This is a genomic window from Blastococcus sp. Marseille-P5729, from assembly GCF_900292035.1.
Taxonomy (GTDB): domain Bacteria; phylum Actinomycetota; class Actinomycetes; order Mycobacteriales; family Antricoccaceae; genus Cumulibacter.
In genome coordinates, this window is the sequence record NZ_OMPO01000002.1 from 133,740 (window position 1) to 154,180 (window position 20,441).

23 protein-coding genes and 1 tRNA gene are annotated in these 20,441 nt (G+C 68.8%); 7 read left to right on the top strand and 17 right to left on the bottom strand.

Annotation, left to right across the window (positions count from 1 at the left end):
* Positions 1–17: 17 nt before the first annotated feature.
* The 8 genes from DAA40_RS09180 to DAA40_RS09215 form a co-directional block, all read right to left on the bottom strand.
* The gene (locus tag DAA40_RS09180) at positions 18–851 is read right to left on the bottom strand and encodes a F0F1 ATP synthase subunit delta (RefSeq protein WP_106849456.1); all 834 of its coding nucleotides are present in this window, start codon (positions 849–851) and stop codon (positions 18–20) included.
* Positions 851–1,453 carry a F0F1 ATP synthase subunit B gene (locus DAA40_RS09185; RefSeq protein WP_234356313.1) on the bottom strand — a complete coding sequence of 201 codons (603 nt, stop codon included), beginning with the start codon at positions 1,451–1,453 and terminating at the stop codon, positions 851–853. Before DAA40_RS09185 ends, DAA40_RS09180 begins: the two co-directional genes overlap by 1 nt.
* 73 nt (positions 1,454–1,526) lie before the next feature.
* A complete protein-coding gene (gene atpE, locus DAA40_RS09190; RefSeq protein WP_106849458.1) occupies positions 1,527–1,754 on the bottom strand; it encodes an ATP synthase F0 subunit C in 228 nt (75 codons plus the stop codon).
* Positions 1,755–1,852: 98 nt separating this feature from the next.
* Positions 1,853–2,659 carry a F0F1 ATP synthase subunit A gene (atpB, locus tag DAA40_RS09195; protein ID WP_106849459.1) on the bottom strand — a complete coding sequence of 269 codons (807 nt, stop codon included), beginning with the start codon at positions 2,657–2,659 and terminating at the stop codon, positions 1,853–1,855.
* Positions 2,660–2,784: 125 nt separating this feature from the next.
* Positions 2,785–3,168 carry an AtpZ/AtpI family protein gene (locus DAA40_RS09200; RefSeq protein ID WP_106849460.1) on the bottom strand — a complete coding sequence of 128 codons (384 nt, stop codon included), beginning with the start codon at positions 3,166–3,168 and terminating at the stop codon, positions 2,785–2,787.
* 15 nt (positions 3,169–3,183) lie between these two features.
* Positions 3,184–3,669, bottom strand: a complete 486-nt coding sequence (locus DAA40_RS09205; protein ID WP_234356314.1) for an ATP synthase subunit I — start codon at positions 3,667–3,669, stop codon at positions 3,184–3,186.
* Positions 3,666–4,832 (bottom strand): glycosyltransferase family 4 protein, encoded by a 1,167-nt coding sequence (locus DAA40_RS09210; RefSeq protein WP_106849461.1) that lies wholly within the window; start codon positions 4,830–4,832, stop codon positions 3,666–3,668. Before DAA40_RS09210 ends, DAA40_RS09205 begins: the two co-directional genes overlap by 4 nt.
* A gap of 69 nt (positions 4,833–4,901) precedes the next feature.
* Positions 4,902–5,552 (bottom strand): L-threonylcarbamoyladenylate synthase, encoded by a 651-nt coding sequence (locus tag DAA40_RS09215; protein ID WP_234356315.1) that lies wholly within the window; start codon positions 5,550–5,552, stop codon positions 4,902–4,904.
* A gap of 36 nt (positions 5,553–5,588) precedes the next feature.
* Between DAA40_RS09215 and DAA40_RS09220 the strand changes: the two genes are divergently transcribed.
* Complete coding sequence (locus DAA40_RS09220) at positions 5,589–6,314, top strand: hypothetical protein (RefSeq protein ID WP_158716343.1); 726 nt, start codon at positions 5,589–5,591, stop codon at positions 6,312–6,314.
* A 75-nt stretch (positions 6,315–6,389) separates the two neighbouring features.
* Here the strand turns inward: DAA40_RS09220 and prmC are convergent, their stop codons facing one another.
* The 9 genes from prmC to argS all read right to left on the bottom strand — a co-directional run bounded on the left by prmC (position 6,390) and on the right by argS (position 17,428).
* Entirely contained in the window at positions 6,390–7,250 is an 861-nt protein-coding gene (gene prmC, locus DAA40_RS09225) for a peptide chain release factor N(5)-glutamine methyltransferase (protein WP_199849675.1), read from the bottom strand.
* Complete coding sequence (prfA, locus tag DAA40_RS09230; protein ID WP_106849463.1) at positions 7,247–8,329, bottom strand: peptide chain release factor 1; 1,083 nt, start codon at positions 8,327–8,329, stop codon at positions 7,247–7,249. Before prfA ends, prmC begins: the two co-directional genes overlap by 4 nt.
* Before the next feature lie 89 nt (positions 8,330–8,418).
* Positions 8,419–8,649, bottom strand: coding sequence for a 50S ribosomal protein L31 (gene rpmE, locus DAA40_RS09235; protein ID WP_106849464.1), 231 nt, complete (start codon positions 8,647–8,649; stop codon positions 8,419–8,421).
* Between the two features lie 143 nt (positions 8,650–8,792).
* Positions 8,793–10,829: a transcription termination factor Rho gene (rho, locus tag DAA40_RS09240; protein ID WP_106849465.1), complete on the bottom strand. Its 2,037-nt coding sequence runs from the start codon at positions 10,827–10,829 to the stop codon at positions 8,793–8,795.
* 246 nt (positions 10,830–11,075) lie between these two features.
* Positions 11,076–11,990, bottom strand: a complete 915-nt coding sequence (thrB, locus tag DAA40_RS09245; RefSeq protein WP_234356365.1) for a homoserine kinase — start codon at positions 11,988–11,990, stop codon at positions 11,076–11,078.
* Positions 11,990–13,051 carry a threonine synthase gene (gene thrC / locus DAA40_RS09250; protein WP_106849467.1) on the bottom strand — a complete coding sequence of 354 codons (1,062 nt, stop codon included), beginning with the start codon at positions 13,049–13,051 and terminating at the stop codon, positions 11,990–11,992. The genes thrB and thrC overlap by 1 nt, the downstream gene beginning before the upstream one ends.
* Positions 13,051–14,343, bottom strand: a complete 1,293-nt coding sequence (locus DAA40_RS09255) for a homoserine dehydrogenase (RefSeq protein ID WP_106849468.1) — start codon at positions 14,341–14,343, stop codon at positions 13,051–13,053. The genes thrC and DAA40_RS09255 overlap by 1 nt, the downstream gene beginning before the upstream one ends.
* Complete coding sequence (gene lysA / locus DAA40_RS09260) at positions 14,340–15,764, bottom strand: diaminopimelate decarboxylase (protein WP_106849469.1); 1,425 nt, start codon at positions 15,762–15,764, stop codon at positions 14,340–14,342. The genes DAA40_RS09255 and lysA overlap by 4 nt, the downstream gene beginning before the upstream one ends.
* Before the next feature lie 8 nt (positions 15,765–15,772).
* Positions 15,773–17,428 (bottom strand): arginine--tRNA ligase, encoded by a 1,656-nt coding sequence (gene argS, locus DAA40_RS09265; RefSeq protein ID WP_106849470.1) that lies wholly within the window; start codon positions 17,426–17,428, stop codon positions 15,773–15,775.
* A 49-nt stretch (positions 17,429–17,477) separates the two neighbouring features.
* Here argS and DAA40_RS09270 point away from each other — a divergent pair.
* The 6 genes from DAA40_RS09270 to DAA40_RS16190 all read left to right on the top strand — a co-directional run bounded on the left by DAA40_RS09270 (position 17,478) and on the right by DAA40_RS16190 (position 20,431).
* Positions 17,478–17,549, top strand: a tRNA-Arg gene (locus DAA40_RS09270).
* Between the two features lie 37 nt (positions 17,550–17,586).
* Positions 17,587–17,850, top strand: a complete 264-nt coding sequence (locus DAA40_RS09275) for a hypothetical protein (protein WP_106849471.1) — start codon at positions 17,587–17,589, stop codon at positions 17,848–17,850.
* The gene (locus DAA40_RS16185) at positions 17,847–19,070 is read left to right on the top strand and encodes a replication initiator (RefSeq protein WP_158716344.1); all 1,224 of its coding nucleotides are present in this window, start codon (positions 17,847–17,849) and stop codon (positions 19,068–19,070) included. Before DAA40_RS09275 ends, DAA40_RS16185 begins: the two co-directional genes overlap by 4 nt.
* A 109-nt stretch (positions 19,071–19,179) precedes the next feature.
* Positions 19,180–19,830 (top strand): hypothetical protein, encoded by a 651-nt coding sequence (locus DAA40_RS09285; RefSeq protein WP_158716345.1) that lies wholly within the window; start codon positions 19,180–19,182, stop codon positions 19,828–19,830.
* Entirely contained in the window at positions 19,827–20,168 is a 342-nt protein-coding gene (locus DAA40_RS09290; RefSeq protein ID WP_158716346.1) for a hypothetical protein, read from the top strand. The genes DAA40_RS09285 and DAA40_RS09290 overlap by 4 nt, the downstream gene beginning before the upstream one ends.
* A complete protein-coding gene (locus DAA40_RS16190) occupies positions 20,165–20,431 on the top strand; it encodes a hypothetical protein (RefSeq protein ID WP_158716347.1) in 267 nt (88 codons plus the stop codon). Before DAA40_RS09290 ends, DAA40_RS16190 begins: the two co-directional genes overlap by 4 nt.
* Positions 20,432–20,441: the final 10 nt, after the last annotated feature.

The window sequence follows — 20,441 nt, forward strand, 5'->3', positions numbered from 1 at the left end:
GTGTGTTTCGAAGATTTCTAGCCAGCGAACCGGCGCTGGATGTCGTCAAGGCGGCCGGCGACCGATCCGTCGATGACGTCGTCGCCGACCTGCACCCGCAGGCCCCCCAGGACGCTCTCGTCGACGTCGACCGATACGGAGATCTCGCGCCCGTAGATGCGCGAGAGCGCCGCGGTGAGCCGCTGCTCCTGCTGGTCGGTCAGCGCTACCGGGGACTTCACGATCGCGACCGATCGCCGGCGGCGTCCGGCGGCGTCCTCGACCAGTCCCTGGACCGAGTTGTGCATCGACTGGGCGCGCGGGTTCGCCAGGATTCCGTGCAGCAGGTCGCCCGCGAGCGGGTTGACCTTTCCATCGATGAGCGAGCCGAGCAACTGCTGGCGCTTCTCAAGCGGCGCGCTGGCATCCGACAGCGTCTGCTCGAGCTCGCCGTTGGCGTCCAGTACGCGTCCGAAGCGGAAGAGATCCTCTTCGACCGAGCTGAACGAGCCATCCTTCTCGGCACCGATGAAGGCGGCCTGGTGCGACAGGTCGCTCAGCGCATCGGCGACGTCGCCGCCGGTCGACCACTGCGACTTCGCCGCGGTGACCGTCAGCCCCAATGCCGGCTCGCCGACCTGGCCCGCGAACAGCCGTCCGACGAGCTCTGCGCGGCTGGTCTCGCTCGCAGAGGGATCGGCCAGCGCCCGCCGCAGCGCCGGCTCACCGGCGAGCACCCGCACGATCGCGCGCAGATCGCTCGACAGGGCGTGCGCCTCGGCCGCCTGCAGCCCGCCAGCCGTCTGCTCGAGCTGCTCACGCAGCCCGGCCAGCGACTCGCGGCTGGTTGCCTGCATCAGTGCCGGAAGCATCAGGCTCGCTCCCCCTGCTCCTCACCGAACAGCGATTGCTGCGCGCCGGTGCTGGCCGGCGCCGCCGCCTGCGCGGGCGCGACCTTGTCGAGCTCGTCGAGGAAGCGGTCGACCGTCGCCGCGGTGCGGGCGTCGTCCTGCAGGGACTCGCCGACGATGCGGCTGGCCAACCCGACCGACATCGAGCCCACCTGGTGCCGCAGCTCGGAGACGACCTGCTGGCGCTGGGCCTGCAGCTGCTCCTCGCCACGGAGGATGATGCGCTCGGACTCGCTCTGGGCCTGCGCCCGCATCTCCTCGATGATGCGCTGACCCTCGGCCCGCGCGTCGTCGCGGATCTTCGCTGCCTCGGCGCGGGCGCCGGCCAGCTGCGAGTTGTACTTGTCGAGGGCGGCCTTGGCCTCGCGCTGGGCCGCCTCGGCCTTCGCGATGCCACCTTCGATCGCCTCGGCACGAGCCGCGTACGACTTCTCGAACGCCGGCCAGACGAACTTCATCAGCACGAACGCCACGATGGCGAACGTGATCGTGCCGACGATGAGCTCGGCAGCCGGCGGGAGCAGCGGGTTGAACTGCTCTGCAGCCTGGATCGTCATGTCCATTCGTCCGATCTACTTAGGTTGCCTGGACCTCTGCCCGGAGGCGAGGTGCTGGGTCGGGTGCGCCCAGCGAAGGCTAGCTGTGGATGAACGGGACGACGAACGCGATGAGGGTGAGGGCCTCGACGACAGCCATGCCCATGAACAGGTAGGTACGGGTCAGACCAGCCGACTCGGGCTGACGAGCGGTCGAGTTGATGTACGCCGCGAAGATCAGGCCTACACCGATGCCCGGGCCGATCGCTGCCAGGCCGTAACCAATGGCGCCCAGGTTGCCGTTGATTTCGGCGAGGACGTCTACCATGTGTCTCTCCTTCTACAGGGCTCGAGTGACTGTCACTCGAAGTTCGTGGTTGTGCATTGTGGTGCGGGCGGGCCCGCGGGGTGGTTCGTGGTGGTGGCCTAGTGGCCGCCGCTCGCCGACTCCTCGATGTAGGTGGCGGCGAGAAGAGTGAAGACGTAAGCCTGCAGGGTCTGGATCATCAACTCGAAGAAGGTCATCGCCAGCGCCATCAGGAAGGCTGCCGGCGAGAGGATCTTCAGCAGCATGGCTGGCTGCGAGAGCATGTACACGCCGCCGAGGATGAACACCGTCAGCAGCAGGTGCCCGGCGAACATGTTGGCCAGGAGACGGACCGAGAGAGTGAACGGCCGGATGATGAGCTTCTGCAGGATCTCAAGCGGAATCAAGATCACGTGCATCGCCGGCGGGACGCCGGGGACGATCGCGAGGTTCTTCAGGTAGGTGCCCAGCCCCTGGTTCTTGATGCCGACGCCGATGTAGAACAGCAGCACGATCAGCGCCAGGATCAGCGGCAGGCCGTACGAGCCGGTCGGCGGGATCATCGCCAGCGGGAAGATGCCCATCAGGTTGTGGAACAGGATGAACACGAAGAAGGTCGCCAGGAACGGGGCGTACTTGATGCCGTTCGGGCCGATGACGTCGCGGGCGATGCCATTGCGGATGAAGCCGTAGAAGCCCTCGCCGGCGAACTGCAGCTTGCCCGGGACGATCTTCGGCTTGCGTGAGGCGGCGACGAGGAAGACCAGCAGCAGCAGGGAGGCAAACCAGCTGAGGACGGTCAGGCGGTTGATCGCGAAGTCAAGGCCGAAGAGATTGAAGCTCCAGATCGGCTCGGGAGAGAACTCGTGTGCCGGATCAGGAGCCTCGAAGCCCGGGTAAGGAGCAGCCAGGATGGCGGCGATCAATGCCGTCCCCTTTCACGTCTTGATGTCGCGGGCACCGTACTCGCACCCCGCTCGTGCACATTTGCACAATCGACTCCGTGAAGTCTAGTTGAAACGTTTCCGGCGGCGCGAGATGGGGTGCATAGTTACCGACCAGTAGGGTTGTGACCTTCGTCGTGGCCACCGATCTCGGCGTCCCCCGCGGCCTCGCGCGCCTCCTGCTCCTCGAGTCGGCGCGCGTGCCGCGCCGCCAGACCGCCGTCCTGCGCCTTGCTGATGTCCAGCAGCGGCGGCGGGCTCGCGGCCTGCTTGTAGACCAGGTACACGCCGGCGGCAGCACCGAGCAGGACGCCCATCGGGAACCACCCGACCCAGCCGGTCCATCTGGAGACCAGCCACCCGACGAACCCCCAGAACGCAATCCCGGAGACCAGCGTGCCGGTCACCGTCCAGCCGTCGTCCATGCCACGGTTGGCCTCACGTTTGGCTGCCGCCCGCTTCGGGTCGTGCCCGTCCCATGAGGTGCTCATGCGGTTTCTCTCTCGCTAGTCATCGGTGCTCTCTGGTGGTCGGTACTCGACGTAGAAGGTCTGCTGCCGGAGCACGAAGCGGACCTGGCTGGCGAGCCAGACGATGACCCCCGCGAAGATCGCCCAGCCCATCGCCTGCACGTCGACCGGGCCGTCACGCGGCAGCAGTACGAGGACCACCCCGAGCAGCACGACCTTGATGGTGAAGGCGACCAAAGCCGCCGGCAGGGTCAGCCGGTCGTCGCGGCGTCCGGCCGCGACCACGACCCAGGTGCTGATCGCGAAGAACAGCGTGACGATGACCAGCCCGAGCAGCACGCCGAGCACCGCCGGCCATCCCGCGACGAGAAAGCCGACCACGGAGCCGACGGCGGCGAGCATCGCGGTCGTGACATAGCCCGCCCGCAGGTGGCGCATGGTCCAGGCGATCCCGGGTTGCACCGGCTCATCGGGGATGGACAGGTCGGGGACCAACTTCATCAGCCCGTCGAATGGCTTCATCGTGCCCCTTCGTCATTGCTGGCGTACGCCGTCCGCGGCACGTGCGGCGCGCCGCCGTCGATGCGGCGGCGGATCCGCGGCGTGAACATCAGGACCGTCGCCACGACCACCATGATCAGCGCGACGACCAGGACGACCGTCCACGAGACGATCGACGAGCCGACTCCCACGAAGGTCAGCAACGCCGTCCAGATGTACATGATGATCACGGCGCGGCGCTGCGTGTGCCCGATCTCCAGCAGCCGGTGGTGCAGATGCATCTTGTCCGGCGTCGAGAAGGGGTTGAGGCCCTTGCGGGTCCGACGGATCACCGCCAGCAGCATGTCCAGCAGCGGGATCGCCAGGACCGCGAACGGCATCAGCAGCGGCATGATGAGCGGGATGGCGGTGCCGAGGGTCGAGAAGCTCTGGGTGTCCGTGCGTGAGGTCGTGGAGATGGCCGCTGCGGCGAGCACCAGCCCGATCAGCATGGAACCGGAGTCGCCGAGGAAGATGCGCGCCGGGTTGAAGTTGTGCGGCAGGAAGCCCAGGCAGGCGCCGGCGAGCACCGCGGTGAGCAGTGCCGGCGAGCTGAACACGTCGTTGTAGCCCTGCCGTCCGAGCCAGTAGCTGTAGACGAAGAAGCCAAGCGCGGTGATGATCGCGACCCCGGTCAGCAGGCCGTCCAGACCGTCGATGAAGTTCATCGCGTTCACCGCCGCCACCACGACGAGGGTGGTCAGCAGGAACGAGGTGTTCGGGTCGAGCGACACCGTGCCCAGGCTGGTGCCTGGGATGAAGATGAACGCGAGCTGGACCCCCAGCAGCACGAGTACGCCGGCGCAGGCGATCTGGCCCACGAGCTTGGTGAGCGGGTCGAGGTCGAATCTGTCGTCCAGTGCTCCGAGCGCGCCGATCAGGCCGCCGGCAATCAACACTGCGGTGGTCTCCGATGAGTCGGCGAAGGTGCCCTGCAGCCGTGGCAGTGAGTGGGCAACGAACACCCCGGCGCACATCCCGACGTACACCCCAAGACCACCCAACCGCGGGATCGGGATGGCGTGGACGTCGCGGTCGCGAACGTCGGGCATCGCACCCCAGCGCACGGCAATCCAGCGCGCGATCGGCGTGGTCAGGAAGGTCACCACGGCCGCCACGCTCAGGACGAGGAGGTACTCGCGCACAGTTGCCGCTGCCCTCTCTGCCTGGCGTTCACTGGGGACTCCACTCTACGGGTGCCGTCGACGCGGCGATCAGACGATCTCCGGCACGACCTCGCGTAGCGCCTCGATGCTCAATGCCCCGGCGCGGACGACGCGCGGCGGGGTGATCGTGCAGTCGACGATGGTCGATGGCTGCCCGCCGCGGACCGGGCCGGCGTCGAGGTAGAGCTCGACCGTCCGCCCGAGCTGCGCCGGTGCCGTGCGGCCGGTCTCGGCGGGTTGTTGACCGTGGCGGTTGGCGCTGGAGACCGCCAGTGGACCGGTGCGTTCCAAGACATCGAGCGCGACGCGTGAGTCGGGCATGCGGACCGCGACCGTGCCGCCGGCGTCCCCGAGGTCCCACGCGAGGGATGGCGCCGACTCGACGATCACCGTTAGCGCGCCGGGCCAGAATCGTTCCGTGAGGCGCACCGCCGGCTCGGGCGCGATCGTCACCAGACCGTGCAGCACGCCCGGGTTGGCGACGAGCACCGGGACCGGGTGGTCCCGGCCGCGACCCTTGGCGATGAGTAGCGCGCTCACCGCAGCCGGAGCGAAGGCGTCGGCCGCGATTCCGTAGACGGTGTCGGTCGGCAGCACGACGAGGCGTCCGTCGCGCAGGGCCGTCACGGCGTCCTCGATCGCGGCAGCGTACTCGGGCGCCTCGGGGTCGCGCACATCTCGGATGTCGAAGTCGGTCACGACAGATCATCGTGCCATGATCGGGAGATGGTCGATGTGACTGCCCTCCTCCGCTCCGCCGGCTTCGGCGGCGAGGGAATCGACCTACAGGTCTGCCCGGATCGGGGTTCCCTGGGCGGCGTCACCCTGGCCGGGTTGATCGCGGACGAGCGCCGTCTGGCCGGTGCGGTCGACGAGTACGCCGATCTGCACCAGCAGCAGTTCGGGCCCACGGCCCAGCGTCACGTGGCCGCGCTTTGGTTGCTGCAGGACGTCGCCTATGTGCACGCCGTCCTGGCGGCGGGTCTGGTCGAGGCCCACGGCGTGAGCCTGCTGGCGCCTGCCGACGCGCTGTCGATGGAGCTACCTCGCGACATGTTCTTCGCCGTCCAGCTCGCCACCGATGTCGTCACGACGAGGGTGGCGACGAACGACGCCGAGCGCGCGGGGCTCTACCGCGCGGCCCGAGCCCATCTCGGCGACCTGCTCGGCGGGCTGCAGCAACCGATGCGTACACATCTGAAGGCTGGATCGCGCTCGTTCTGGGCCTGTGTGACCGACATGGCCACCGGCGCGATCTGCACCGGGGCCGGACGGCGTCCGGCTCGCCTTCAGCCCGCGCTGACCGAGTTCGACGACGGCACGGGTCCGCTGCTGAGCGGCGAGCGGCTGGTCCCCTCCCCCGCCGGCCCGATCCGGCGGCGGCACGGCTGCTGTCTGCTGTACACCATCGAGGGCATGAGCCTGTGCTTCTCCTGCCCCCGGATCCCCGAGACCTCGTAGCACACCGCCACGTGCCGGCGGCCCATGACCCAAGCCGGCCAACCTGCACCACCGAATCCCGGGGCACGCGAACGATCAGTCGCGGTCGGGAGAGCGGACGGCGCGGACGTGGCGCGGGCGCCCCGTCAGATCGGTGATCGCCGTCGGCGGCTGGAACATGCCGCTGCCGGCCACGATCGCGAGGACGTCGTCCTGGTGCGACTCGTCGTGCTCGAGCACGATGGTGCCGCCCGGACGCAGCAGGCGACCGATCCGCGGCACCAGCGGCCGGATCAGCGCCAGCCCGTCCTCCCCCGCGAACACCGCCGCCCGCGGATCGTGCAGAGCAGTCTCACGATCGACGGCCGTCCCCTCCGGGACGTACGGCGGGTTGCAGGTCACGAGGTCGGCCGGTGTCGGCAACGCCAGCGACTCGTCGAGCGCGTCCCCGATGAGCACCTCGACCTGGGGCGTCAGCCGCCGCACGTTGCGGCGCAACCAGCCGCTAGCCCGCTCGGAGAGCTCGACCGCGGTGACCACGGCGTCCGGGCGGCGGGTGGCGATCGCAACCGCGATCGCGCCGCTGCCGGTACAGAGGTCGATCACGACCGGATCGGTCACCGTCTCGATCGAGCGCAGGGCCGATTCGACCAGTACCTCGGTCTCAGGTCGGGGGATGAACACGCCTGGGCCGACCGCGATCTCGAGTCCGAAGAATCCGGTGCTGCCGAGGATGTGCTGTAGCGGCTCGCGCGCTGCGCGCCGAGCGAGCAGCGCGGCGTACGAGTCGGCCTGGTCTTGATCGAGCTCGCGGGCCATCGGCAGCATGGCCCGAGGGATGTCGAGGACGGCGCCGAGCAGCTCAGCGGCGTCGTGCTCGGGCGCAGCGATCCCGGCGTCGCGAAGGGCGCGAACGCCCTGCAAGCGCGCCTGATGAGCCGGGCCAGGGTTGATCAATCGTCCCGACTGCTCTTCAGCAGCTCGGCGGTCTCCATGTCGATGAGCGACTCGATCACGGGGTCGAGCTCTCCGTCGAGGACGACGTCGAGGTTATAGGCCTTGAAGCCACTGCGATGGTCGGAGATGCGGTTCTCAGGGAAGTTGTAGGTGCGTACCCGTTCGGACCGGTCGACAGTCCGCACCTGGGTCTTGCGCATGTCCGATGCCTCGGCGTTCGCCTTCTCCTGGGCATCCGCCAGCAACCGAGCCCGCAGGATGCGCATCGCGGACTCCTTGTTCTGCAGCTGGCTCTTCTCGTTCTGGCACGAGACGACGATGCCGGTCGGCTCGTGGGTGATGCGGACGGCGGAGTCGGTGGTGTTCACCGACTGCCCACCGGGACCTGAGGAGCGGTAGACGTCGATGCGTAGGTCGTTGGCGTTGATCTCGACGTCGACCTCCTCGGCCTCGGGGTAGACCAGGACGCCGGCGGCGGAGGTATGGATGCGCCCCTGCGACTCGGTGACCGGCACGCGCTGCACCCGGTGGACGCCGCCCTCGTGCTTGAGCCGCTTCCAGATGCCCTCTTCGGCGCTGGCCTTCGTCTTGATCGCGATCGAGACGTCCTTGTAGCCGCCGAGGTCGGACAGGGTGGCGTCGATCAGCTCGAACTTCCACTTGTTGCGCTCGGCATACCGCTGGTACATGCGGAACAGGTCGCCGGCGAACAGCGCGGACTCCTCGCCGCCCTCGCCGGCCTTGATCTCCATGATGATGTCCTTCTCATCGTTGGGATCGCGCGGTAGCAGCATGGTGCGTAGCTTCTGTTCCTGGTCTGCGATGCACTCCTCGAGCGCGGTGGCCTCCTCGGCGAAGGCGGCGTCCTCGGCGGCCAGCTCGCGGGCGGTCTCGAGATCTTCCCGCGCGGTCTCCAGCTCACGCGCAGCGGCGACGATCGGGCCCAGCTGGGAGAACCGCTTGCCGAGCTCACGAGCCTTGGCCTGGTCGGCATGCACCGACGGATCGGCGAGCTGCTTCTCGATGTCGGCGTACTCGGCGAGCATGTCACCGAGGGTGTCGAGGCCTTCTGCGCTCATGGTTCTTCCTTCGTGGCGGGGGCGGCGGGCTCAATGCGAAACGACGCCCTCCGGGACTGCGAGTCCCGGGGGGCGTCGTCGTGGCAGAGCTAGGCGTCGGCCGAAGCCGGCTTCTGACGCTTTCCGAACCGCTTCTCGAACCGCGCGACGCGGCCGCCGGAGTCGAGGATCTTCTGCTTGCCCGTGTAGAACGGGTGGCAGTTCGAGCAGACCTCGGCGGTGATGACGCCGCGGGAGACGGTGCTGCGGGTGGTGAACGAGTGGCCGCAGGAGCAGGTGACCTGCGTCTCGACGTACTCCGGGTGGATGTCCTTGCGCACGATTCGCTTCTTTCGTCAGTGGCCGCCGGGTCGCCGTGCCGAGGCAGGCGTGAACCGGAACCTGAATGTCAACTGATCTAGTGTGCCAGACCAGCGTGGCTGGTGAAACCGCCGCGGGCTGTGATCTATTCCCGCGGCCGGCCTCACCCCTCGTCTGCTCCTGGGGTGCTCTTGGCGATCTGCATGAGGAACTCGGCGTTGTTGGTGGTCTTCTTCATGCGCGAGATCAGCAGGTCGATCGCCTCGATCGGATCCAGGGCATGCAGAACGCGGCGCAGCTTGATGATGATCGCCAGCTCCTCGCGCGAGAGGAGGATCTCCTCCTTGCGGGTGCCGGAGGCGTCCACGTCGATCGCCGGGAAGACGCGCTTGTCGGCGATCCGGCGGTCGAGTTTCAGCTCGGCGTTGCCGGTGCCCTTGAACTCCTCGAAGATGACCGTGTCCATCATCGAGCCGGTCTCGACCAGCGCCGTGGCGATGATCGTCAGCGACCCGCCGTTCTCGATGTTGCGCGCCGCGCCCAGGAACCGCTTGGGCGGGTAGAGCGCCGTCGAGTCGACGCCGCCGGACAGGATGCGTCCGCTGGTCGGCGCGGCCAGGTTGTAGGCGCGGCCGAGTCGGGTGATCGAGTCGAGCAGGACGACGACGTCGTGGCCGAGCTCCACCAGGCGCTTGGCGCGCTCGATCGACAGCTCCGCGACCGTGGTGTGGTCTGTCGGCGGACGGTCGAAGGTCGAGGCGATGACCTCGCCCTTGACCGAGCGCTGCATGTCGGTGACCTCTTCGGGCCGCTCGTCGACCAGCACGACCATGAGGTGACACTCGGGGTTGTTGGTGGTGATGGCGTTGGCGATCTGCTGCAGCACCGTGGTCTTGCCGGCCTTGGGCGGCGAGACGACGAGCGCGCGCTGGCCCTTTCCGATCGGCATGACCAGATCGATGATGCGGGTGGTCAGGATATTCGGCTCGGTCTCCAGCCGCAGTCGCTTCTGCGGGTACAGCGGGGTGAGCTTGGTGAACTCCGGCCGACTCTTCGACTGCTCGGGCTCCAGGCCGTTGACCGAGTCGAGGCGCACGAGCGCGTTGAACTTCTCACGCCGTTCCCCCTCGCGCGGGGCCTTGACGGCTCCGGTGATCGCATCGCCGCGACGCAGGCCGTGCTTGCGGACCTGCGATAGCGAGACGTACACGTCGTTGGCGCCGGTGAGATAGCCGGACGTGCGGACGAAGGCGTAGTTGTCGAGGATGTCGAGGATGCCGGCGATCGGGATCAGGACGTCGTCCTCGGTAACCTGCGGCTCCTCGTATCGGTCGTTGCCACGCCCGCCGCGGCCACCGCGGTTGTCACGGTCACGGTAGCGGTCACGACCGCGGCGCCGGCGGCGACCGCGGCCGCCGCCGCTGTCGTCATCATCGTCGTAGCGATCGCGGTTCCCGCGGTTGTCGTCCCGGTTCCCGCGGTTGTCGTCCCGGTTCCCGCGGTTGTCGTCCCGGTTCCCGCGGTTGTCGTCCCGGTTCCCGCGGTTGTCGTTGCCGCGGTTGTCGTTGCCGCGGTTGTTGCGATTGTCCCGGTTGTCGTCGCGGTCGCCCGGCTTGTCGTCGCGCTTGTCCTGACGCTCACCGCGGTTGTCGTCCCGCTTGTCCTGGCGATCGGCGCGCTCTTCGCGCCCGTCGTCCGAGCGGTCCGAAGCGCGGCTCTCGCCGCCACGCCCGGAGTCGTCGGCACGCCCTGCGTTCCGCTCGCGGCGGTTGTCGTCTCGGCGTCCGCCGCCCTGGCGCTGTCCACCCCGCTGGTCGCTCTGAGGCTCCTCGGCGGTCGGCTCCGCAGCGCGCTGCGGAGCCCCCTGCTCGGACTGCGCGGCAGGCGAGTCGACGGTGGCCGCATCGGGGCTGGCCGCCGGCGCACCCTGACGCGGGGCGCGGGCGGCGCGCGCCGGGGCGGGCGCGTCGGCCTGCGGAGCAGCGGCACCGGCGCTCTGTCCGCCGCCCTGGCGTTCCTTGATTGCGGCGATCAGGTCGCCCTTGCGCATCTTGCTGATGCCGGAGATGCCCAGGCCGGCTGCCATCTGCTGCAGCTCCGGCAGGACCATGCCCGACAGGCCGGTGCCGCGACGGGCGCGCTTGGCCGGTGCCGCCGTCTCAGATGCGGCAGCGTCCACCTGCTGAGTGGTGTCTGTCAATGGGGATCCTTCCCAGGGGTGGTCGCCGAGGCCAGCTGCCTGGACGACCCGATTGGCTCACGTGAGCACGGTGTGCGTATGCGGTGCCAGACGTTCTGCGAGGGGGAGAAAGCGTGTGGCGGCCGATAGCCTGAGCCACGGTCTCATGCGGAAAGACGCACTGCGCGCCGGTAGCGAGCACCGAACGGCTGACAGTTCTAGGGTAGACCCCCCGGAATTCCCGATCAAGACGGGGTCCCGCGAGGACTACGACGAGGACAACCGCGCGCCGTCGAGGTCTATTCCGACCCGCAGCATCTCAAAACCGCCGTCCGCGGCCGATATCTCGCTGCGGATCGCAGGATCCTGGTGGTCGCCGGTGACGAACATGATCACGGCGGGCCCGGCTCCGGAGATCGCCGCAGCGATGCCGCGCGCGCGCAGCCGCTCCATGAGTGCATAGCTCGTCGAGTAGGCCTCGGCGCGGTAACGCTGGTGGAGATAGTCCTCGGTGGCCGGCAGCAGCAGAGACGGATCACGGGTGAAGGCGTGGATGGCCAACGCGGCACGCGAGCTGTTGCGGACGGCGTCGCGATGCGGGACCGTCTCGGGGATCAGCCCGCGCGCCACCTTCGTAGACAGCACAGTCTGCGGAATCGCCAATATAGCTCGGATCTCGCTGTGCGGATCGAGGTGCGCGACTCCCCAGCGCCCGGCGTCATCCCAGGAGACGTTGAGGCCTCCGTTGATGCACGGGGCCACGTTGTCGGGGTGTCCGTCCATGTCGCTTCCGATCTGGACGAGGTCGGCAGTGCTCGTGTCGTGCCCCAGGGTGGCCGCGAACGCCTTGCCGGTCACGAGCCCGGCGACGATCGCCGAGGCCGACGATCCCAGACCCCGCCCGTGCGGTATCCGGTTCAGGCAGCTCAGCCGGATCGGCGGCACCTCCCAGCCCTGCTGGGCGAACAGCTCACGCATCGTGGCCAGCACCATGTGCGATCCGTCCCGCGGCAGCGTGTCGGCGCCGACCCCCTCGATCAGAATCTCGTCCGTGTCGCCCGCCGCCGGCTCGACCGAGACTGTGTCGAAGATCGCCAGCGAGAGCCCCATGCAGTCGAATCCGGGACCGAGATTGGCGGTCGTCGCCGGGATCTGCGCCGTGACCTTGCGGCCGGGGCGCATCACGCCAGCCCGAGCTTCGCGGCCGCGTCCGCCGCGTCCACAGGGATCCGGGTCGGGGTCGGTGCGCCCGACAGCGCGGTGTCGGGGTCCTTCAGTCCGTTGCCGGTGACGGTGCACACGATCCGCTGACCGGGATCGATCTTGCCCTCCCCGTGAGCCTTCAGAAGGCCGGCGACGCTTGCCGCCGAGGCCGGTTCGACGAACACTGCGTCGGTGGCGGCCAGCAGCCGGTAGGCCTCGAGGATCTCCTCATCGGTCACCGAGTCGATCTGCCCGCCGCTCTCGTCACGGGCGTCGATGGCCTTGGCCCATGAGGCCGGATTCCCGATCCGAATCGCGGTCGCGATCGTCTCGGGCTGCTCGACGACCTTGCCGGATACCAGCGGTGCAGCGCCCGCGGCCTGGACGCCGAACATCCGGGGCGTGTGGGCTGCCCGGCCCGCCTGCGCGTACTCCCGGTAGCCCTTCCAGTAGGCCGTGATGTTGCCGGCATTGCCCACGGGCAGGAAGTGGATGTCGGGCGCGTCGCCGAGGCGATCGATGATCTCGAACGATGCCGTCTTCTGGCCCTCGATCCGGTCGGGGTTGATCGAGTTCACGAGAGCGACCGGGTAGTCCTGCGTCAGCTTTTCGGCCAGCGCGAGACAGTCGTCGAAGTTGCCGTCCACCTCGAGCAGCTTGGCGCCATGCATGATCGCCTGGGCCATCTTGCCCATCGCGATCTTGCCGTGCGGAACGAGCACCGCGCAGGTCAGCCCGCCGCGCGCGGCGTACGCCGCAGCCGACGCGCTGGTGTTGCCGGTCGAGGCGCAGATGACGGCCTGGGCGCCCTCCTCCTTCGCCTTGCTCATGGCCATGGTCATTCCACGGTCCTTGAACGAGCCGGTCGGATTGGCGCCCTCGACCTTCAGGTGCACCTCGCACCCGGTGCGCTCGGAGAGCCCTGGTGCGGGCACCAGCGGCGTCCCGCCCTCGAGGAGGGTGACGACCGGCGTCGAGTCCGTGACCGGGAGCCACTGCCGGTACTCCTCGATCAAGCCTCGCCAGGTGGGGGTTGCCATCAGAATTCCTTTCCCTCGACGCGCATCACGCTCAGCACGTCGCTCACGATGTCGGAGGCCCGCAGCTTCTCCACGGTCGCGGCGAGCGCCTCGTCCGGCGCGGTGTGGGTCACGATGACCAGCTGCGCATCCTCGCCGCGCCCCTCCTGACGGACAGTCGAGATGGAGACGTCGTTGGCCGCGAACTCGGCCGCCACAGCGGCGAGGACGCCGGCGCGGTCGGCGACGTCCAGGCTCACGTGATACCGGGTCGGGGTCTTGCCCATGGGGCGTACCGAGAGCCCGGCATACCGCGCGAGCACCGCTCCGGTCGAACGCGCCACCCGGTTGCGGGCGACGGCGACGAGATCGCCGAGCACTGCCGACGCGGTGGGCGCGCCGCCGGCACCCTTGCCGTAGAACATCAGCGGCCCGGCCGCCTCGGCCTCGACGAACACCGCGTTGAACGCATCGCCGACGCTGGCCAGCGGATGGGTACGCGGCAGCATGACCGGGTGCACGCGGACCGCGATCGCCTCGTCGGCGTCGCCGGTCACCCGCTCGCAGATCGCCAGCAACTTGATCGTGCAGCCCATCTCGCGGGCGCTGGCGACGTCGGCGGCGGTGACCTGGGAGATGCCCTCCCGGTAGACGTCGTCGGCCACGACGGGCGAGTGGAACGCCAGCCCCGCGAGGATCGCGGCCTTCGACGCGGCGTCGAAGCCGTCGACGTCCGCGGTCGGATCGGCCTCGGCGTACCCCAGGGCGGTGGCCTCGGCGAGCGCCTCGGAGAAGCTCGAGCCGGTCTCGTCCATACGCGACAGGATGTAGTTGGTGGTGCCGTTCACGATGCCCATCACCCGCTTGATGCGGTCACCGGTCAACGACTCGCTCAACGGCCGCAGGATCGGGATGGCGCCGGCGACCGCGGCCTCGTAGTAGAGGTCTGCCCCGCCCTCGGCCGCCGCCGCGTGGAGCTCGTCACCGGCCTCGGCCAGCAGCGCCTTGTTGGCGCTGACCACCGACTTGCCCGCGCGCAGTGCCGTCAGCAGCCAGGACTTCACCGGCTCGATGCCGCCGATAACCTCGATGACGACGTCGATGTCGTCGGCCAGCAGGGCCTGGACGTCGGTGGTCAGCAGGCTGGCATCGACGTCCGTGTGCCGCTCGGGGCGGCGGACGGCGATGCCCACGACTTCCAGCGGCGCGCCCACCCGGGCGGCCAGGTCGTCGGACTGCTCGTTGATCAGTCTCACGACCTCGCTGCCGACGGTGCCACAGCCCAGCAGGGCGATCCTGATCGGCTTGCTCATCCGGTCTCCTCCCCATCACCCGCGCCGGTCAGTCCAGTGTCGAGCGCGAACATGTCATCGAGCGTCTCACGTCGCAGCAGCACGCTGCCGACGCCGCCCTTGACCGCCACGACAGGCGGCTTTGGTAGCAGGTTGTAGTTGCTGGCCATGGCCCGGCAGTAGGCGCCGGTGGCCGCGACCGCGAGCAGGTCACCGGGCTGGACGTCGCCGGGCAGCCACAGGTCGCGCACGACGATGTCGCCGCTCTCGCAGTGCTTGCCCACGATGCGTGCCGCCACCGGCTCCACGGTGGAGGCGCGGTTGGCGATCACGCAGGTGTACTCGGCGTCGTACAGCGCGGTCCGGATGTTGTCGCTCATGCCGCCGTCGACGCTGACGTACAGCCGCGTGCCGCGGTCGAGCTGAACGGGCTTGACGGTGCCGACCTCGTAGACGGTGATCGTGGGCGGGCCGGAGATTGCGCGGCCCGGTTCCACGCTGATCCGCGGCGTCCGCAGGCCGGCTGCGGCACATTCGCGCTTGACGATGTCGCGCAACGAGCGCGCGAGCTGCTTGGGGCGCAGCGGGTCGTCGTCGCTGGTGTACGCGATGCCCATGCCGCCCCCGAGGTCGATCTCCGGGAGCTGGACGTCGTGCTGGTCGCGCAGCTCGCGCAGCAGGTCGACGACGCGGCGTGCCGCCACCTCGAAGCCCGACAGGTCGAAGATCTGCGAGCCGATGTGGCTGTGCAGGCCCAGCAGGCGCAGTGACGATGCGCCGAGCACCCGCGCCGCCGCCTCCTTGGCGTCGCCCGAGGAGACCGACATCCCGAACTTCTGGTCCTCGTGCGCCGTCGCGATGAACTCGTGGGTGTGGGCCTCCACGCCGACCGTGACCCGGATCTGCACCGGCTGGACGACGTCCCGTCGCTGCGCGATCTCGTCGAGGCGGTCGATCTCCTCGAACGAGTCGACGACGATCCGGCCGACCCCTGCAGCGACGGCGGTCTCGAGCTCGGCGTACGACTTGTTGTTGCCGTGGAAGGCGATGCGTCCGGCGGGGAAGCCGCTGCGCAGGGCGAGGGCGAGCTCCCCGCCGGAGGCGACATCGAGCCCCAGCCCATCCTCGTCTAGCCACCGTAGGATCTGCGAGCTCAGGAAAGATTTCCCGGCGTAGAAGACATCCATGCCTTCGAAGGCGGTCTGGAAGTCTCGGCTTCGGGCTCGAAATGCTGCCTCGTCGAGGAAGAAGGCCGGGGTGCCGTAGGTCTCGGCGAGCTCGGTGACCTTCGCGCCACCGATCGTGAGGACGCCGCCGACGCGGACGGCGCCCTCGGGCCACACGAGCGGGTCGATCGCGTTGACGTCGTGGGGTTTGGCACCGATGCCGTCTGGGATCTGCAGGCCGCCGTGCAGGGGTCCTGCGGGATGTGCGCGTGTCATCGAGCCCCCTACATGTGCTCGGGCGCGGATACGCCCAGCAGACCGAGCGCGTTGGCGAGGACGACGCGGGTGGCCTCACACAGCCACAGTCGAGCGACGGTCGTCTCGTCGGGTTCCGCGCCGCTCATGGGCAACACGCGGCACGCGTCGTAGAACCGGTGATAGTCGGCCGCGAGTGCCTCGGCATACCGAGCGATCCGGTGCACCTCGCGCAGCTCGCCCGCGCTCGCGACCACCCGGGGGTAGCCCGCGAGCGCGGTCAGCAGAGCGACCTCTTTCTCGTGGGTGAGCAGCGAAGCGTCGTAGCGCTCGCCGCGCTCGATCCCCAGATCACGGGCGTTGCGTTGCAGGGAGGAGAGACGAGCGTGCGCGTACTGCACGTAGAAGACCGGGTTGTCGGCCGTCCTGCGCTCCCACAGCCCGAGGTCGATGTCCATCGATGAGTCGATCGACGAGCGGGCCATGGCATAGCGCCCGGCGTCGTTGCCGACCGCCGCAACGAGGTCGTCGAGGGTGACGACGTTCCCCGCACGCTTGCTCATCTTCACCGTCTCGCCGTCGCGGCTGAGGGTGACCATCTGGCCGATGAGGATCTCGAGAGTCTGGTCGGGGTCATCGCCGGTCGCCGCCGCCATCGCGCGCATGCGGCCGATGTAGCCGTGATGGTCGGCACCGAGGATCAGGATCACCCGGTCGAAGCCGCGGGCACGCTTGTTCGCGTAGTAGGCGACGTCGGCGGCGAAGTAGGTCGGCGCCCCGCCCCCTCGGATCAGGACGCGATCCTTGTCGTCGCCGAAGGTGGTGGTCCGCAGCCAGAGGGCGTCGTCCTGCTCGTAGATGTGGCCTTTCTCGCGCAGCATCTCGATCGAGCGCTGCACGTCGCCGCCGTCGTGCAGCTCCCGCTCGTTGAAGAAGCGGTCGAAGTGGACGCCGAACTCGCCGAGTGTGGTCTTGATGTCGGCGAACATCTTGGCGATGCCGACGGCGCGAAAGGTCTCCAGCGCCTCGTCCCTCGGCTGGTCCATCACGGAGGGCGTGTCGGCGACGACGTGCCGGGCGACGTCCGCGACGTACGCGCCGCGGTAACCGTCCTCGGGCACCGGCTCGCCGTGCGCAGCGGCATACAGCGACGCGGCGAAGCGGTCGATCTGCGAACCGGCGTCGTTGAAGTAGTACTCCGATGCCACGTCGGCGCCGCAGGCGCGCATGATGCGGACGAGCGCGTCCCCGACCGCTGCCCAGCGCGCGGAGGCCAGGGTGACCGGGCCCGTGGGGTTCGCGGAGACGAACTCGAGGTTGATCCGCTGCCCCGCCATCGCCTGCCCGGCGCCGTACGACTCCCCCGCCGCGACGATCGAGCCCGCGAGCGCGCCCAGGCTCGCAGCGTTGAGGGTGATGTTCAGGAATCCGGGGCCGGCGACCTCGACACTCTCGATCGCATCGTCCTTCTCCAGCTCCGCCGCGATCTTCGCGGCGAGGTCGCGCGGCGGCATCCCGGCCGGCTTGGCCAGGCGCATCGCGATGTTGGTCGCGAAGTCGCCGTGGCCGGACTGGCGAGGACGCTCGACCACGATCTGATCGGGGACGTCGACGGCCAGCGCACCGCGCGAGGTGAGCGCGGTCAGGGCGGCGTGGATCACACGAGAGAGGGCTTCGGGGGTCACCTGGCAATTCTAGGAGAGTCGGTGCTTGCTAGCATGGTGGGGTTGTGTCGCCCCCGTAGCTCAGGGGATAGAGCACCGCCCTCCGGAGGCGGGAGCGCAGGTTCGAATCCTGCCGGGGGCACCGCAGACGGGCGTGATCGGTTCCGAAAGGAACCGATGTGAGCAACATCGCTGAACCCGAGCTGGATCTCGGTTTCGCGACCGAGCCCGACGAGCTGATCCCGTGCGAGATCCGCGACCACTCCCTGGACGATCCCCCGCCGTGCCCGAGGCCGGCGATCGTGCTGTTGACCGCGCTCCGTTGCGGCTGCGGCGAGCCCACGCGGTACACGGCGTTCGCCTGCGGACCCCACGCCGATGAGATCGTGGGCGACATCGGCGTCGAGTTCGTCGTCATTCGCCCGATCGGGGGCCGGCGATGACTGCGGCGCGGCACGCAGCCGCGACCGCGACGCAGGAGCGGGGAGCGGCGGAGGGCCGCGCGGGCGGCGCAGCCGCCCTTGACCAGGTATCGAAGAGTTATGCACGGCGAACCGACGAGACCGTCGAATTGCTGGAACGGGTGGGGATCGCCGTTGGCTGTTCGCGTCCGTTGCGGATGGTGAACGAGGTCGGGGAGACGATCGAGGTCAGGTGCGGCACGCGCCGCGCAGCTGACTGCCCATCATGCTCGGCGCTGTACCGGGGTGACGTGTCGGCGTTGCTGCGATCCGGTGTCCTCGATCATGGTGGGATCGTCGTCATGCTGACGCTCACGGCCCCATCATTTGGGCGCGTGCATCGGGTCCCGAAGCCGGCATCGCCGAGGCTGGCGGATCGGCACCGCGCCGCGTGGGTGAAGCGTGCTCGCCGTCGTTGCCCATGCGGAATGATCCACCGGCCGGGCGACGATCTCGCCGGCGTCCCCTTGGACGCCGATCGGTACGACGTCGCTGCCCAGGTTCGCTGGAATCGACGTACGGGTGTCCTGTGGAACAGGACCGCGACGCGGCTTACCCGCGCCCTTGGACTGGACGGGCGGCTGCCGTACGCGCTCGTCGCCGAACCGCAAGCGCGGGGTGCGATGCATTTCCACGGCTTGTTGCGAGTTCCTGACGAGGCTACTTTAGGGATATATAGAGACTCTGCGGGTCGCAGACGTTCAAGAAGAATCGAACTGGCCGTGGCGGCTGCCGAGACGGTCGTCGACGGCGAGGTTATGCGTTGGGGCTCTCAGGTCATCGCCGAGGTCATCACCACCAGCGACGGCCGCCACGCGCGCCGGTCCATCGGCTACTTGTCCAAGTCGCTGACGTACATGGTCAAGGATCTCGCCGGAGCCGAGACGCCGCGCCGAGCCAGGCACCTGCGGCGAGTTGAAGCGATCGCCCGACGCACGCGGTGCGTGAGCTGCCCCGCCACCGGCTCATGCAGGACCAGGTGCCATCGGGAACTGGGCTACCCGGGCTGGGCCACGCGCCGATCACGGACCTTCACGCCGCTCTCGCTCACGCTGCTGCGGCAGCGTCGGATTGTCTGGCACGTAAGCGATCGCGATGCCGACGTGTGCTCGTGGCGCATGATCGGCTTCGGCGACACGTCGGTGCACGACGAGCTCGCGGCCTACGAACGTCTGGCGAACCCACCGGGGAGCCGAGCGTGACGGGCGACGGGTGTCGCTTCTCGAACGAAATTGTTTCTGTCACTTACCTTGACACCTGCTCGCCGTCTCGCTACAGTTAGTGACACATACACGACGAGGAGGCACGAAGATGGCGCGACCATCTATGGACGCCGAGACCGCGATGCTGGCCGACCGGATCGGCGAGCATCTCGGCCTCGACGCGGAGGATCTGACGGCACTGGCCGTAGAACAGCTCGCGGCCCACCTACCAGAGGACGGCGAGCAGGTGTCGGCGGCCGCCCTAGCCGAACTGCGGGCACTCGCACTCCGGCAGTGGGTGGACCTGCAGGATCTTGAGCCGGCCGGCTCACTGCCCACCCTCATCTACCGGCTCGGCGGATGGGTCGCCGAGCCGTCGGGCCCCACCGACCCGATCCAGCGCAAGGGCTTCGGCGCGCAGCCCGGACAGACGGACATGGCTCTCGCGCCGTCCGTGAGGGGCTATCACAAGGTGCGAGATGCTGGCGAATGCCGCGTGATCGCACTCCGGCGCGGTATCCCGGTCCTCCACGGCTGGGCAGACAACTGGCAAAGCTTCGGCGCGTCGGGCAGACGCTTCGCTAAGACCTTCCGGGTCGCTGTCGGCGACGAGTGGGTCGACGCCGACAGCGGCAAGACCACGCCGTTCGACGCCGAGGATCAGCGGATCCAGCAAATGATCAACGGGCTGTACGTTGTGACTCGCGGGGCGTCGCGAAATCCGATCTCGTGGCGGTCGCCGTCGGGGGAGGCGTCGTGAGGCGGCCGCCGATCGACACGAGCGGGCTCGAGATCGTGGGGCTGGCGTGTAGCCCCAAGATAAAGGATCGACAGACCGGCGAGATCGCCACCGACGCGAGCGGCGTTCCGAAACACGCGGTCGACGCGTATATCCGCGACCCCCGCACGGACGATGCCGGTATGGTCCGCATCACGGTGGCGACCTCCGATCCGCCGGCAATCGCTCCAGGTCAGCCACTACGTGTGAGCGGCCTCAGAGTGATGCACTGGGAGACGGGCGGACGCGCCGGGATGGCGTGGAGCGCGGATGAGGTCGCAGTCGTGTCGGTCCCTTCCCGTCAGAGGGAGGCGTCGTGACCGAGGACATGGTCAACATCAGCGTCCGCCGCGACCAGGTGATGATCCACGTGCTGGCCGCGCTGGTAGCGGGTGACATTCTGGCGCTAGCGGCACATCCTGGGCATCTGGAGCATCCGTCGCGATGGCAGCGGCTTGGGGATATCGGGCGGAAGGCGCAGGAGGCGATCGCGCCGGCGAACCGTCAGGTGGTCGCGGACTACCTGCACGAGTACGCGCAGGCGCTGATGCCGCTGGTGCCAGACGATCAACGGCTCGGGTGATGTGGCGGCT